Source organism: Streptomyces sp. NPDC051664, assembly GCF_044453545.1.
Taxonomy (GTDB): Bacteria; Actinomycetota; Actinomycetes; order Streptomycetales; family Streptomycetaceae; genus Streptomyces.
On sequence record NZ_JBITCU010000038.1, the window covers coordinates 1 to 13097 of the forward strand.

The following is a 13097-nucleotide window of genomic DNA, read 5'->3' on the forward strand; positions in this document are numbered from 1 at the left end:
CGGCCGCGTCGCCGTGGGCCGCCGCCGCGGGGGGGGGGGGGGGGGGGGGGCCGGGGGGGGCGGGGGGGGGGGGGGGGGGGGGGGGGGGGGGGGGGGGGGGCCGGCCCCCCCCCCCCCCCCCCCCCCGCCCCGTCCCACCCGCGTCACGGCCCACCGACCCGCGTACCTCCCGGATCCGTCCTGAGAACCAGCCGGTCGTCCCTCGTCCGGGGGCTGCCGATCACGACCCGGGACTGCGCGCTGGGCGCCGGTTCCGTCCTGGCCCGGTCCGCCAACGACATCGTCTCGCCCTGGGCGCGGCTGAGCAGAATGACCCCGCGTACCGCTGCGGCGGAACCCAGCAGGGCCGGGATCAGGGCGATCGTCCCGCCCTGGAGGCGTTCGCCGAGCAGGGCCAGGCCGATGACCGCGGCGGCGATCGGGTTGGCGAGCGTGACCACGGCGAGCGGCGCGCCGAGACCGCCCTGGTACGCGGTCTGGGCGAGGAGCAGGCCGCCCATCGCGAAGGCCGAGACGAGCAGCGCCACCGTCACCAGGCGCCAGCTGAACAGCGGGCCCGTGTGGTCCGTGACCGCCACCGTCAGGGTCTGGGTGAGCGCCGAGGCCACGCCGGACGTGATGCCGGACGCCGCCGCGTGCCGCAGCCCGGGGCGGGTCCCGGGGCGGCTGAGTCCGGCGACGACCGCCATGGTCGCCGCACCGACCGCCAGCGCCTCGCCCAGGCTCAGCGTCTCGTGCGGGGCCGTGCCGCCCGCGGTCAGGAGCAGTGCGCCCAGGCCGAGCAGTGTGAGTATCGTGCCGTGCCATTCGGTGCCGGTGACCCGGCGTCCGGCGGCGCGTGCACCGAGCGGAACGGCGGCGACCAGGGTGAGCGCGCCGAGCGGCTGGACGAGGGTGAGCGGTCCGTACTTCAGCGCCGCGACATGCAGCAGCGCTCCACCGGCGTTCAGTGCCACCGCCGACCACCAGGCCGCGCGCCCGAGCATCCGGAACACTCCGGTGCCCGGCTCACTGCGCCCCGCGAGCCGGGCCTGCGCCACGGCGGCCGAGGCATACGCGACTGCGGAGACCAGGGACAGCGCGACGGCTGTCAGCGTGGCGTTCATGGCCGGCCTCCGGACGACGAGGCGTACACCTCGGAGACGGCCGGATCGGGGATACGGGACATCGGCAGCCCGGTCCGGGCGACGGTGGGCTCGGCCGCACCGGCGGACGGCCACGGAGTATGCACGCGGACCGGCACGGTCCGCTCCAGCCGCAGCGCCGTGAACGCGACGGCGAGCAGCGCGCTGACCACGATCGAGTCGAGCCAGTAGTGATTGGCGGTGCCGACTATCACCAGCAGCGTCACCAGCGGGTGCAGCAGCCACAGCCACCGCCACCGCGAACGCGTGGCGACGATCAGCCCGACCGCGACCATCAGCGCCCAGCCGAAGTGCAGCGAGGGCATCGCGGCGAACTGGTTCGCCATCGAGTCGGTGGCCGGGGTGTCTCCGTACACCGTCGGCCCGTACACCTGGCCCGTGTCGACGAGGCCGGCGGCGGGCAGCATCCGCGGCGGGGCGAGCGGGAACAGCAGGTGCAGGGCGAGCGCGGCCCCGGTGAGCACTGCGAGGATCCGGCGCGACCAGACGTAGTGGAGGGGCCGCCGCCAGTAGAGCCAGGCCAGGAAGAAAAGCGTGGCCGGGAAGTGCACGGTCGCGTAGTAGGTGTTCGCGAGGTGGATCAGCGTCTCGCTGTGCAGCAGCGCGCCCTGTACGGCACCCTCGCCCGGCAGGTGCACCGCCCGTTCGAGGTCCCAGACATGTCCGGCGTTGCGGTACGCCTCTTCGACGTGGCCGTTCGCGGCCTGGCGGCCGAACTTGTAGATCGCGAAGAGTCCTACGACAAGAAGGAGCTCGCGGACGAGGGGCGGTCGGGCAGAAGTGTCCGGCTCCCGATCTGCGGGCTCGCTGCGGGCGTACATCACCCGGTGCCCCTTTGCTGACGAAGCGGTGTTGACGAAGCGGTGTTACAGCGGCATGGTCCAGTCCATGCCGTATCGATACGCCAGTGTACCGATACGCGAACGTATCGGAACACCGGCGTTTCGGTACACTGGCGTATCGATGGACCTCGTCGCACAGTCGCAGAGAGGGAACAGCGCATGTCGTCGCACGATTCCGTGCAGGAACCGGCTCACACGCCACGCCGCTCGAAGATCACGCCGGAGCGGGCGCAAGAGCTGTACACGGCCGTGCTCGACCTGCTCCGGGAGAGCGGCTACGAGTCCCTCACCATGGAAGGGGTCGCGTCCCGCACCCGGTGCGGGAAGTCCACTCTCTACCGGCAGTGGGGCTCCAAGCCGGAGCTGGTCGTCGCGGCACTGCACAGCACCCGGCAGATGCTGCTGTCGCACATCGACACGGGCACGCTCGCCGGTGATCTGCGCGAGGCGGCGCGGGTCATCGGCGCGCGCTCCGGGCGTGACACGCCGCTGATGCATGCGCTGAGTCATGCCGCACTGCAGAGCCCGGAGCTGCTCTGCGCACTGCGCGAAGCACTGGTCCTGCCCGAGTTGGCGGCGATCGACGCCATGGTCCGGCGCGGCAAGGAGCGCGGCGAGATCGCGGCGGACACCGCGGGCGCCGAGTTCGTCTCCGCGCAGCTGCTGGGCGTGATGCGCGCCAGACCGCTGCTGGAGGCGAAGATCGCGGATGAGGCATATCTCACCCGCTTCGTGGAGAGCGCTGTTTTTCCGTCACTAGGACTGGATCCGGCAACGACCGGGTCCTGATGAACGTGGGTCGTCGTCCGAGCGGATGACGAGGGCCCGCCTGCGCCGCACCGTGGGGACGGGGGCGGCGCACCGTCCGGTCGGCCGGTGACTTCTTCGGGAGTCACCGGCCGCCCGTGTTCCGCGTGTCCGTCTCCCTCGACAGCCGTCCGGTCCCGGCTACCAATCAAACAAACGATTGGTAGATTGCCCTTGGTTCGGCGATCGGCACGCACTTCGGCAACAGCGGGGGTGGACCATGGACATCGGCAATCCCATCGACTTCACGGGGCGAGCGGTCATCGTCACCGGCGGCACGAAGGGCATCGGCGCCGCAATCGCCGAGATGTTCCTCGCCGCGGGCGCAGAGGTCATGGTCTGCGGGCGCAACAAGCCGTCGGCACTGCCCGGGGCGGCTGGGCGGGCGGTTCACTTCCGATCGGTCGACGTCCGGGACCCGGCCGCGGCTGCCGGTCTCGTCGACGCCGCCGTGGAGCGGTTCGGACGGCTGGACGTGCTGGTCAACAATGCGGGCGGCTCCCCCGACGCCGATGCGGCGACCGTGTCGCCGCGGTTCGTCGAGAGGGTCGTCGCGCTCAATCTGCTGGCCCCGTTCTATGTGGCGCAGGCGGCGAACCGGATCATGCAGGGCCAGCAGGACGGCGGCTCGGTCGTCAACATCGGCAGCGTCTCCGCCCACAACCCTCAGCCGGGCACCGCCGCCTACACGGCGGCGAAGGCCGGGCTGCTGGCGCTGACCCGGGCGCTGGCCCTGGAGTGGGCACCGAAGGTGCGCGTCAACCACATCACGACCGGGCTGATCCGCACCGAGAGCGCGGTGCCGGCGTACGGCGAGGACGGTGGTGCGGCGGTGGCGGGCGTCGTTCCGATGGGGCGGATGGCCGTGCCGGACGATGTCGCGCGCGCCTGCCTCTATCTGGCCGGCGGCCTCGCTCCGTACGTCAACGGCGCCGATCTGGCGGTGCACGGGGGTGGCGAGGTCCCGGCCAGGTTCCTCGTCGCGAAGGGCGGACGACGTCGAGACGCGCACCCCGAACCATTCTCGTCCTCTTGACGATATCAACCCATCCCCTTTATCGTCTTCATGACGAGAATCGAGGGGGATCCGACATGGCCGACATCACCAAGCGGTTCGGCTGGCGCCATCTGCGCTCCGCACCCACCGCCCACATCCGCCACCACAAGCGCGGCCGACTGACGCACGACGGGCCGGGGCTGAGCTTCTGGTACCGGTCACTGAGCGCCGCACTCTCCGAAGTTCCGGTCAACGACCGGGAGTTGGCGATGGCCTTCCACGCCCGTACGTCCGACTTCCAGGACGTCACCGTGCAGGCCACCGTGACGTACCGGATCAGCGACCCGGCCGAGGCCGCCGCCCGGCTCGACTTCTCCGTCGACCCTGACACCGGAGTCTGGCGCGGTGCGCCACTGGAGCAGATCGCCACGCTCCTCACCGAAACGGCCCAGCAGCACACCCTGGACGTGCTGGCACGCACCCCGCTGGCCGGGGCACTGGTCGACGGAGTCGCGTCGGTACGGAACCGGGTCGCCGAGGGGCTTGCCGCCGAGCCCCGGCTGCCCGCAACCGGCATCGACGTGGTCGCCGTACGGGTCGTCGCGATCCGCCCCGAGGCCGAGGTGGAGCGCGCCCTGCGCACGCCCGCCAGGGAGCAGATCCAGCAGGAGGCCGACCGGGCCACGTACGAGCGCCGGGCCGTGGCGGTCGAGCGCGAGCGGACCATCGCCGAGAACGAGCTCGCCAGCCAGATCGAACTCGCCCGCCGCGAGGAGCAGTTGGTCGAGCAGCGGGGCACCAACACCCGCCGCGAGGCCGAGGAGAACGCGGCGGCCGACGGGGTGCGCGCCGAGGCCGAAGCAGCGCGCAAGGTGCGCCTGGCCCGCGCCGAGGCGGCAGCCGCCCGCGAGGTCGGCGCCGCACGCGCCGAGTCGCAGGCGGCCTGGCTGCGGGTGCACGCGGAGGTGGACACCGGGACGCTGCACGCCCTCGCCGCCACTCGGTTCGCCGAGAACCTGCCGCGTATCGACAGCGTCACCCTCTCCCCCGACGTCCTCACCGGTCTGCTCACCCGGCTCGGCCGGCCCGAGCCGGAGACGCGCGCGTGAGCCTCGCCCCGCGCGCGGTGCTCGTGCACCGGACGACCGAGTACGAGGAACTGCTCGCCCGACACGGCACGCACGGCCAGGCGGAGTTCTTCCTGTCCTCCCGCGGCCGGTCCATCGACGAGGTGGCGCGGCGGCACGGGCGGACCCGGCAGGCGCTCGCCGATGTGGCGGCAGCCGTACCCCTGCAGTGGCGCCGGTCCCGGGTGGAACGCGCGGATCTCGACCGCTTCCTCTTCGGGCCCGAGGATGTGGTGGTCGTCGTCGGGCAGGACGGACTGGTCGCCAACGTCGCCAAATACCTGTCCGGCCAGCCCGTTGTGGGCATCGACACCGACCCCGGCCGCAACCCGGGCGTGCTCGTGCGCCACCGTCCCGGCGATGCGGCTGCCCTGTTCCGGGCGGCCGCATCCTCCGGCGGCACGACGGACGATCTCACCATGGTCGAGGCCGTCGCCGACGACACCCAGCGCCTCCTCGCACTCAATGAGATCTATCTGGGCCCGCCAGGTCACCAGACGGCCCGGTACCGGCTCGGCCCGGACGCCGACGGCTCCCCCGCCGAACCCCAGGCGTCCTCCGGCGTCCTGGTCGGCACCGGCACCGGCTCCACCGGCTGGTTGCGTTCGCTGTGGCGGGAGCGCGGGAGCGCCCTGGCGCTGCCCGGCCCGACCGATCCCCGGCTGGTCTGGTTCGTACGCGAGGCCTGGCCGTCGCCCACGACCGGCACCTCGCTGGTGGCGGGCGAACTCAGGCGTGATCAGCGGCTGCGTCTCACGGTCGAGTCCGACCGGGTGGTGGTCTTCGGTGACGGGATGGAGGGAGACGCACTGGAACTGACATGGGGTCAGACCGTGCGACTCGGCATCTCGGCGACTTCGCTTCGGCTGACCGCATGAGCAGCCATCGCGGGTCGGGCGGGCAGGCATGCCGGAGGCTGGCCGCATCTCGGTCAATGTCTCGATCGAGTGACTTCCCACCGCACGGGCGCAGACCGCGCGACCGCACACCGCTACTTCGACGACTTCGTCCTCCGCCGACTCCCCGCCGCGCTCGCCACGGCCCGTCAGGACACCGTCACGGCGGCCGTGACACCGCTGGCCGAGATGTTCGCCGACGCCGAGCGTCGGCGGGCGGCCCGAACTAGAACGAAGAGGAGCCGACAAGTAGGTACGAGTCGCACCAGTACGACGTGATCGGCCATCGATCCTGAGCCCCTGCCACAGATGCCGCCAGAACCGGCCGGGCTCTTACAGGAGCAGTTGGACCTGCTGCGCACCGGCACCCTCGCCTTGAGCGCGCAGGCCTCAGCGCATGACCGTGCGCACGATCGCTGCCTGGCCGCCGACTCGGATCCGGTGTCCCGTGCGGTCGCGGTGGACGGTCGCTGTGATGGTGGACGGGCTGCCGAGGTGGTCACCCATGTCGACAGCGAGCCGGTGTGTTCCGAACCCGGCAGCATGCGCTGCCAGGCAGGCCGTGCTGTTGGCGTTGGCGATGTCCTCGGGGACGCCGATCGACGGGGCGAACATCCGGGCTGCTGCTCGGCCGTGTCGGTCCGGGGGCGAGTAGGCGTAGCAGCCCAGCAGACCGTAGCGGTCACAAGCTGCGCGCAACAGGGTCAAGTCCGGCGTGAGTTCGGCCAGTGCGGCGCGGGATCGGATGGGCAGCAGAAGTCTCGGCCGCCCGTTCGACGCCACGCAGGCGTCGCCGGCGACCGCGTCCTCCGTCAGTCCGAGGCCGCCTGCGACTGCCCTCAGTTCGGGTCCACCGGCGCTACGCAGGCTGACCGGGCCCGGGTCGAACGACGCCGTCAGGCCGTCACCGTTCCGGCTTGCCCGACAGTCGAAGCTGCGGTGGGCCGTACGCAGGACGGCTCGGTAGTCGTGGTCGCCGCCTTCCCGTTCGGCGAGCACGGCGAGGGCGGCGACGGTGCCGTGGCCGCAGGCGGGCAGTTCGTCCTGGGCGGTGAAGAACCGCAGTGTGTACGCGGGCTGACGACGCTCGATTCCGGTCGCGCGGAGGAAGACGGCGTGCGATGTTCCCAACTCCGTGGGAATGCGGCATCGCTCCTCGTCGGTGAACGGCGCATCATCCAGAACGGCGGTCGGGCTGCCACCCGCGCCGTCTCGCTGACACGCGTCGACGACCGCTACCTCGGACATGGCACCGGGCCGGTGGTCAGCAGCATGGTCAGGTCCAGTGCGGGCGCGCTGTGCGTCAACGCCCCGACCGAGATGAGGTCGACGCCCGTCCCGGCGATGGCGAGAACTGTGTCCAGGCGGATGGTGCCCGAGGCCTCCAGCAGGATCCGGGAAGCGTCGGCCCGCCCGGCCCGGAGCTTCACGACCTGCTCGATGTCGGCCACCGGCATGTTGTCGAGCATGATCCAGCGGGCTCCGGCGTCGAGGGCCTCGACGGCCTGCGTGACGGTCTGCACCTCGACATCGCTCTCCACGGTCTGCCCGGTGCGCGCCATCCCGCGCCTGACCGCCTCGATCGCGGCGGTCACCCCGCCCGCCGCGGCGATGTGGTTCTCCTTGAGCAGGACCATCGCCGCGAGATCGAGGCGGTGGTTGTGGCCGCCGCCGGCGGTGACCGCGTACTTGTCCAGGGCGCGCAGGCCCGGCGCCGTCTTGCGCGTGTCCAGGATGCGCGCCCTGGTCCCTGCCACAGCTTGGACGTAGCGGTCGGTCAGCGTCGCGATGCCGCACATGCGCTGCAGGAAGTTCAGCGCCGTACGCTCCCCGGTGATCAGGCTGCGCGCCGAACCGGATAGGTGTACCAGGACCTGGCCGTCGGCCAGTCGGGCGCCGTCGGCGACGGCCGGCTCGACCTTGACCTCAGGGTCGACCTGCGCGAAGACCTCGGCGACCACGGGGAGGCCGGCGGCGATGCCGCTTTGCCGGGTGCGGATCTCGGCCGTGGCCGCCAGATCCTCGGGAACGCTCCACACGGTGGTGATGTCCTTCCCTGACTCGTCCTCGACCAGGGCGGCAGCGGCGGCGGCCCGTGCTGCCGCCGAGGGAAACTCGGTCGTGGTCATCTGGTCTCCAGCTCTGAGTGGACGTTGGCTCGGTGGCGGCAACCGCTGACGAGGCAGCACTGAAGTTCCGCTGGGCCGGTTTACAGGACCCGGTGGATCCTGTACTCGATCTCCCGCGTGCCCGTCACCCCCGTCCCCTGCCACGAACAGGTTCCGGGTGAGCCGTCCGTGCGACTCGGCGCCGACGTCGAACTCGGGGCACCATGCGCATGTACTGGTCCTCCCAGCCGGTCTCGCCTCCGTCGACTCGGGCTTTCAGGAACGCCTCTCACCCAGGTCGTCAGGGCAGGTGCCGCAACAGCCTCCTCCGTTTCGATTTCCGAAGCGGTCACCGATGCTAGCGTGTCGGAATTCGAAGCGTCAACCCTGGAGAGCTGGACATCCCGACATGGCAACACCCAGACCTGGCAATCCTGTTCGCGGCTCGACCACCGGCCGCCCCCTCATGGCCGCACTCGATCTGTTCGGGCGGCGGTGGAGTCTGCGCATCCTGTGGGAGCTTCGCGCGGGTCCGCTTGGATTCCGCCCCTTGCAGAAGCGGTGCGACGACATGTCCTCCAGCGTGATGCGGCAGCGCCTGACCGAACTGCTGGATGCCCAGGTGATTCACCAACTACCGGACAGCCGCTACGAGCTCACCCCGCTGGGACAGGAGGCGCGCCACGCCCTGGACCCCCTCGCCCACTGGGCGGAACGCTGGGCGGCCACGATCGACCCTCAAGGGGCGGACCACACCGACGACCAGTCCGTCAGCCGCACCTCACATCCGGACACCGTGGGCGACGGGACGCCGGAGAGGGACTCCGCGGACTGACGCCCCGACTCGAATCGGAGGCGGGGCGGGACCGCCGGGTCACGAGGTTGCCGTGGCTCGGCCCAGCGCCGGGGACAGGCGCGAAACCTCCGCCAATCCTTCTACTTCGGATTTCGAAGCGGTAGTGTCCAGCCTGCGACAGCGCTTCGATATTCGAAGCACACTTGGTCCGACTTCGATCAAGGGGGCGGCATGACTCAGCAGAACACCGACACGGAACGTTCCACCATCCTGTCCTGGAGGGAACCAGGGCCGCTCTTCGCCTTCAAAGGGGAACTGACGGACAAAGCCATCACCGCTGGGGCACACCACCAGGAGGAACCAGTGTCATACCCGCAACCGCTCACCCCCGAGGAGAAACTCGCCGACGCGAAGAAGCAGCTGAGCCTCCCGCGTATCGTCGTGATCTGCGGCTCCACCCGTTTCATGACCGAGATGACCGAGGCCGATCTGCGGGAGACCAAAGCCGGAAAGATTGTCGTCAAGCCGGGTTGCGACATGAAGTCGCCGCACGAACTTTGGTCCGATCCTGTCGAGGCCGAGGCGCTGAAGGTTCGACTCGACGATCTGCACCGAGCGAAGATCCGGCTCGCTGATGAGGTGCTCGTAGTCGGCGACTACATCGGAGACAGCACCCGAGCCGAAATCGCCTACGCCCGGTCACTGGGCAAGCCCGTGCGGTTCACACACCTCGAAGTCGACCCCGACGCCTGACCGCCCACCCCCACCCTCCACAGGCACCCCTTGGAATGATCATCTAGCCCTCGGCCGCCCGATGCGAAAGGCGGCCTCGTTCGCTTGTCTACCCAAGCGCCGCGCCCAGTGGCGGAGCCGAAGTGCTGCCGACAAGCTGACCACCGGGCTGGGCCTCGTATGAGCGGGGGTGCAGGGATGCCCGCGTGGTGAGCGTCGAAGAGTGGCATCGCATCCGTAGTGGCCTGCGGTTTGGGCCCACGAACCCCGCCACACCAGCAGCCGCACCAGCGAAAACCAAGATGGTGGATCTTCAGTGAAGATCCGACTGGACCTCGGTCAGTCGATGCCTTCGACGATGCGGAAGTCGCGCTCGACGCCGTCGGAGAGGGCGACCAGCGCCTCCTGGTAGGCCGCGCTCTCGTGCGCCGCGATGGCCTGCTCGAAGCTGTCGAACTCGATCAGGACGGTGCGCTCGGCGATTCCGGCGTCATGCGCCACGACCCGACTGCCACGGGCGAGGATCCGACCGCCCCCGGCCTCGACGGCCGGACCGGCCAGCTTGTTGTAAGCAGCCAGCTTCTCAGGGTCTGAAATGGTGCGGTAGGCGCTGACCCAGTAGCCCTTGGGCATGGAACCTCCAGTGTTGGGATGGGTGCATCTGACTTACGGGTTGGTCTCGGACGAGCGTCGGCGGGCGAGAGCGAGGCTTGTCAGCGTCGTGATCGCCATGGCGCCGATGCCGACCAGCGCCGCGGTGGTGTAGGCGCTGGCGTCGGGGAAGAGGTGGCCGGGGCCGGTGCCCGCGGCGAGGATCAGGCCGCCGATGGCGCTGCCCAGGGAGTACCCGACGCTGCGGACGACGTAGTTGAAGCTCATGGCGCTCGACGTCTCGCTCTTGGGGGTGACGGCCAGGATGACGCCGGGCATCACGGCCGAGAAGCCGCCGACGCCGAAGCCGAGCACGCCCATCGCGGCGAACAGTTCGGCCAGGTCCGACCGGGCCGCCGCGAACAGGGCGAACCCGCCGCCGACCACGACGGCGCTGCCGGCCAGGAGCAAGGGGTCGGCGATCCGCGTCCGGACCCGCGGCGTGAGCTTGCCGGCGACGAACCCCAGCACCGAGAACGGGATGAGGACCAGCCCGGCGACGAAGGTCGTCAGCCCGAAGCCGTAGCCGGCGCCGTGCGGCGTCTGCGCGTACCGGGTGATGAGCGTGAGCAGGAGGTACATGCCGATCCCGCCGACGAACATGGCGAGGTTCGCCCCGGCGACCGCCGGGTGCCGCACCGCCCGCACATCGACCAGGGGCGTCGTGCTGCGCAGCTCGACGACGGCCCAGACGCAGAGCAGCACCACCGCGACGACGGCGAGGCCCGCCGCCACGGCGAGGTGCCGGCTCCATAGATTCCGTTCGCCGGCGAGGAACAGCACCAGGAGCAGCGCAGCGGCCAGGACGACCGCGCCTGCCACGTCCACGTGGGCGGAGCGGCCTTCGGGGGCTTCGGGCATGGAGCGCCACGCGGTCAGGAGGGCGGCGGCGGTGACGACCAGGCCGAGGCCGTAGGCGGCCCGTACCCCGCCGAGCTCGGCGAGCAGTGCGGCCAGCGGGTAGCCGACGCCGGCCCCGATGATCGAGACCACCGAGATCAGGGCGATCACGGCCGCGCTGCGCTCCTCGGGGAGGTGGTCCCGGGCCACGCCCATCATCAGCGCCGTCAGCCCGAGCCCGACGCCCTGGGCCGCCCTGCCGGCCAGCAGCCACGCGAACGGCAGCGGCAGCACGGTGAGCGCGCTGCCGGCGACGACGACCGCCAGCGTGGCGAGGATCGTGGCCCGCCGGTGCGGGCCGGCTCCGAGCCGGCCCAGGACCGGCGTGGCGACGGCGCCGCTGAGCAGCGCGACGGTCAGCGTCCACTGCGCGCTGCCGAGCGAGACGTGGAACGAGGTCGCCACGCTGGTGATGAGCGGCGTCCCGAGGCTGGCGACCGCCGCCACGACCAGAGCGATGAACATCAGGGCGGGGACCAGCAGCCGCGCCTCGGAACGCGCCACCGGGAATGCCTTCACCGCGACCCCGCCGACCGGCTGCCCGGTCACTGCTTCGGCCCTTCGCGGTCCTGGCTTTCGAGCTCTGCCAGATGCTTCAGCGCCGGAAGGGCCGCCACCAGCGCCTCGACCTCGTCGCCGGTGAGCTCGCCGATCAACCGCTCGAACGCGTGGACGCCCACCTGGCGCCGCGTCCGGACATAGGAGGCGCCGGCCTCGGTCAGGCACACCAGCGTGACCCGCTTGTCGGACGCGTCGCCCCGCCGCTCGACCAGGCCGGACTCCTCCATCACCCGGACCAGGGCGGTCATCGCGGGCTGGGTGACGCCCTCGACCACGGCCAGATCGGTGATGCGCCGCGGGCCGGTCCGGTCCAGGGTGGCCAGGGTGGCGGCGGACGTCAGGCTCATGTCCCGGGGCAGGCGTCTCGCGGCCCTGGTGGCCAGGCCGTAGAGGGCTGCCCCGATGGCGGCGGACGCGCCAGGAGCGGTGTCTTGACGACTCATGCTCGAAGCATAGCATTTTTATATTCATAGTTTATGGAAATGGTCGGCCAGCCGGTTCTGGGTGTGGTGTTCATGCCCGCTCCTGGGTGATCCGGTGATCGCCGGGTTGACGGTTGGTTCATGAGTCGTGTGAGCTCGCGGTTGGCGGCCCGGGCAGCCTCGAGTTCTTCCGTTCTCTCCTCGAGCTCGCCCCGCTTCTCGGCGAGTTCCTGTTCCAACATGCTGATGTGTCGCTGGAGTTGGTCGATGTCCGGTGCGGCTCCGAGACCGGACGCGTTCCACGCCTGCTCGCCGAGCTGCTCGGAAAGCCGCGTCTCCAACTGCCGCACCCGCGCGGAAAGACGGGTGTTTCGTTCCAGCGCGTTGGCCAGATCAGCCTGCAAGGAAGCCCGGCTCACAGCAGCCAGTCGACTCTCCTGAACAGGTGTGTTGGCAGCGACGTGAACGCGTTCGAGCAGGTCACGGTGACGATAGAGGAAACTGCGATCCACTCGGGCGGCGCGGGCGAGGCCGGACACGGTGATGTCGCCTCCGGTCCGCAAGGCCGCATCCAGGGCCTTGATCACGCGATCCCGGCGTCGTGCGGAGTCGGCTCCCTTGCCGTCGATCATGCTGGGGGTCATGCGGTCCTCTCGGGGCGGAGGTCGGGCGCGGGCTGCCTCACCTTCGGCATGCCGAGCGAGACGACGCTCGCCCGTGTTCTCCGGACGACGGTGACGGCCTGCTGGATCTGGGCCCGGTCCTCGTCTGTGAGGTCGTTGAGTTCCTCGCGGACACGTTTGACCAGGCGGCGTACTCGGGTGATCTCGTTGTCCGAGGGCATGGCCTCGCCCTTGGCCCAGTCGTCGGCTTCGGCGAAGGCGGCCAGGCGCTCGCGGTTGCGCAGGAGATCGGTCAAGTAGGCTTCCAGGTCGGGCAGGTAGGACACGTCGGTGCGGAAGTGGCTGCAGCCGACGCAGCGGAACCGGACCGGGCAGTCATGACCGCCGGCGGCGACGTTCGACGGTTCGGTGCAGGTGCCGTAGCCCAAGCAGGCTCACCACGCCGGCTTGGGCGATGGCCAAGGTCGTCAGCCGCCAGGTCTCCTCATCG

The 13097-nt window shown here is 70.7% G+C and carries 16 protein-coding genes; 7 read left to right on the forward strand and 9 right to left on the reverse strand.

Features of this window, described 5'->3' with window-relative positions; all coding sequences use genetic code 11:
- Positions 1 to 143: 143 nt before the first annotated feature.
- Together ACIA8E_RS36345 and ACIA8E_RS36350 are read right to left on the reverse strand one after the other, a co-directional pair.
- Positions 144 to 1106: a hypothetical protein gene (locus ACIA8E_RS36345; RefSeq protein WP_399304879.1), complete on the reverse strand. Its 963-nt coding sequence runs from the start codon at positions 1104 to 1106 to the stop codon at positions 144 to 146.
- Positions 1103 to 1966 (reverse strand): phosphatase PAP2 family protein, encoded by an 864-nt coding sequence (locus ACIA8E_RS36350; protein WP_399304882.1) that lies wholly within the window; start codon positions 1964 to 1966, stop codon positions 1103 to 1105. The genes ACIA8E_RS36345 and ACIA8E_RS36350 overlap by 4 nt, the downstream gene beginning before the upstream one ends.
- 180 nt (positions 1967 to 2146) lie before the next feature.
- Here ACIA8E_RS36350 and ACIA8E_RS36355 point away from each other — a divergent pair, with 180 nt between their 5' ends.
- The 5 genes from ACIA8E_RS36355 (at position 2147) to ACIA8E_RS36375 (ending at position 6093) form a co-directional block, all read left to right on the forward strand.
- Positions 2147 to 2776 carry a TetR/AcrR family transcriptional regulator gene (locus ACIA8E_RS36355; RefSeq protein ID WP_399304885.1) on the forward strand — a complete coding sequence of 210 codons (630 nt, stop codon included), beginning with the start codon at positions 2147 to 2149 and terminating at the stop codon, positions 2774 to 2776.
- A 238-nt stretch (positions 2777 to 3014) separates the two neighbouring features.
- The gene (locus ACIA8E_RS36360; protein ID WP_399304888.1) at positions 3015 to 3830 is read left to right on the forward strand and encodes an SDR family oxidoreductase; all 816 of its coding nucleotides are present in this window, start codon (positions 3015 to 3017) and stop codon (positions 3828 to 3830) included.
- Positions 3831 to 3886: 56 nt separating this feature from the next.
- Entirely contained in the window at positions 3887 to 4900 is a 1014-nt protein-coding gene (locus ACIA8E_RS36365) for an SPFH domain-containing protein (protein WP_399304891.1), read from the forward strand.
- Positions 4897 to 5796: a hypothetical protein gene (locus ACIA8E_RS36370; protein ID WP_399304894.1), complete on the forward strand. Its 900-nt coding sequence runs from the start codon at positions 4897 to 4899 to the stop codon at positions 5794 to 5796. Before ACIA8E_RS36365 ends, ACIA8E_RS36370 begins: the two co-directional genes overlap by 4 nt.
- 69 nt (positions 5797 to 5865) lie before the next feature.
- Positions 5866 to 6093, forward strand: coding sequence for a hypothetical protein (locus tag ACIA8E_RS36375; RefSeq protein ID WP_399304896.1), 228 nt, complete (start codon positions 5866 to 5868; stop codon positions 6091 to 6093).
- A 111-nt stretch (positions 6094 to 6204) separates the two neighbouring features.
- Here ACIA8E_RS36375 and ACIA8E_RS36380 read toward each other — a convergent pair whose 3' ends face one another.
- The gene (locus tag ACIA8E_RS36380) at positions 6205 to 7062 is read right to left on the reverse strand and encodes a PhzF family phenazine biosynthesis protein (protein ID WP_399304899.1); all 858 of its coding nucleotides are present in this window, start codon (positions 7060 to 7062) and stop codon (positions 6205 to 6207) included.
- Positions 7050 to 7943 (reverse strand): carboxylating nicotinate-nucleotide diphosphorylase, encoded by an 894-nt coding sequence (gene nadC / locus ACIA8E_RS36385; protein WP_399304902.1) that lies wholly within the window; start codon positions 7941 to 7943, stop codon positions 7050 to 7052. Before nadC ends, ACIA8E_RS36380 begins: the two co-directional genes overlap by 13 nt.
- A 388-nt stretch (positions 7944 to 8331) precedes the next feature.
- Here nadC and ACIA8E_RS36390 point away from each other — a divergent pair, with 388 nt between their 5' ends.
- Together ACIA8E_RS36390 and ACIA8E_RS36395 are read left to right on the forward strand one after the other, a co-directional pair.
- On the forward strand, positions 8332 to 8757 hold the full coding sequence (locus ACIA8E_RS36390) for a winged helix-turn-helix transcriptional regulator (protein ID WP_399304905.1): 426 nt from the start codon (positions 8332 to 8334) through the stop codon (positions 8755 to 8757).
- Positions 8758 to 9081: 324 nt separating this feature from the next.
- Positions 9082 to 9471 (forward strand): hypothetical protein, encoded by a 390-nt coding sequence (locus tag ACIA8E_RS36395; RefSeq protein ID WP_399305009.1) that lies wholly within the window; start codon positions 9082 to 9084, stop codon positions 9469 to 9471.
- Between the two features lie 318 nt (positions 9472 to 9789).
- Here the strand turns inward: ACIA8E_RS36395 and ACIA8E_RS36400 are convergent, their stop codons facing one another.
- From ACIA8E_RS36400 to ACIA8E_RS36420, 5 genes are all read right to left on the reverse strand, one after another.
- A complete protein-coding gene (locus ACIA8E_RS36400) occupies positions 9790 to 10083 on the reverse strand; it encodes a DUF1330 domain-containing protein (RefSeq protein WP_399304908.1) in 294 nt (97 codons plus the stop codon).
- 33 nt (positions 10084 to 10116) lie between these two features.
- Complete coding sequence (locus ACIA8E_RS36405) at positions 10117 to 11550, reverse strand: MFS transporter (protein WP_399304911.1); 1434 nt, start codon at positions 11548 to 11550, stop codon at positions 10117 to 10119.
- On the reverse strand, positions 11547 to 11909 hold the full coding sequence (locus tag ACIA8E_RS36410; protein ID WP_399305012.1) for a MarR family winged helix-turn-helix transcriptional regulator: 363 nt from the start codon (positions 11907 to 11909) through the stop codon (positions 11547 to 11549). Before ACIA8E_RS36410 ends, ACIA8E_RS36405 begins: the two co-directional genes overlap by 4 nt.
- A 92-nt stretch (positions 11910 to 12001) precedes the next feature.
- On the reverse strand, positions 12002 to 12616 hold the full coding sequence (locus ACIA8E_RS36415; protein ID WP_399304914.1) for a DUF6262 family protein: 615 nt from the start codon (positions 12614 to 12616) through the stop codon (positions 12002 to 12004).
- Between the two features lie 8 nt (positions 12617 to 12624).
- Positions 12625 to 13035: a transposase gene (locus ACIA8E_RS36420; protein WP_399304917.1), complete on the reverse strand. Its 411-nt coding sequence runs from the start codon at positions 13033 to 13035 to the stop codon at positions 12625 to 12627.
- Positions 13036 to 13097 lie beyond the last annotated feature (62 nt).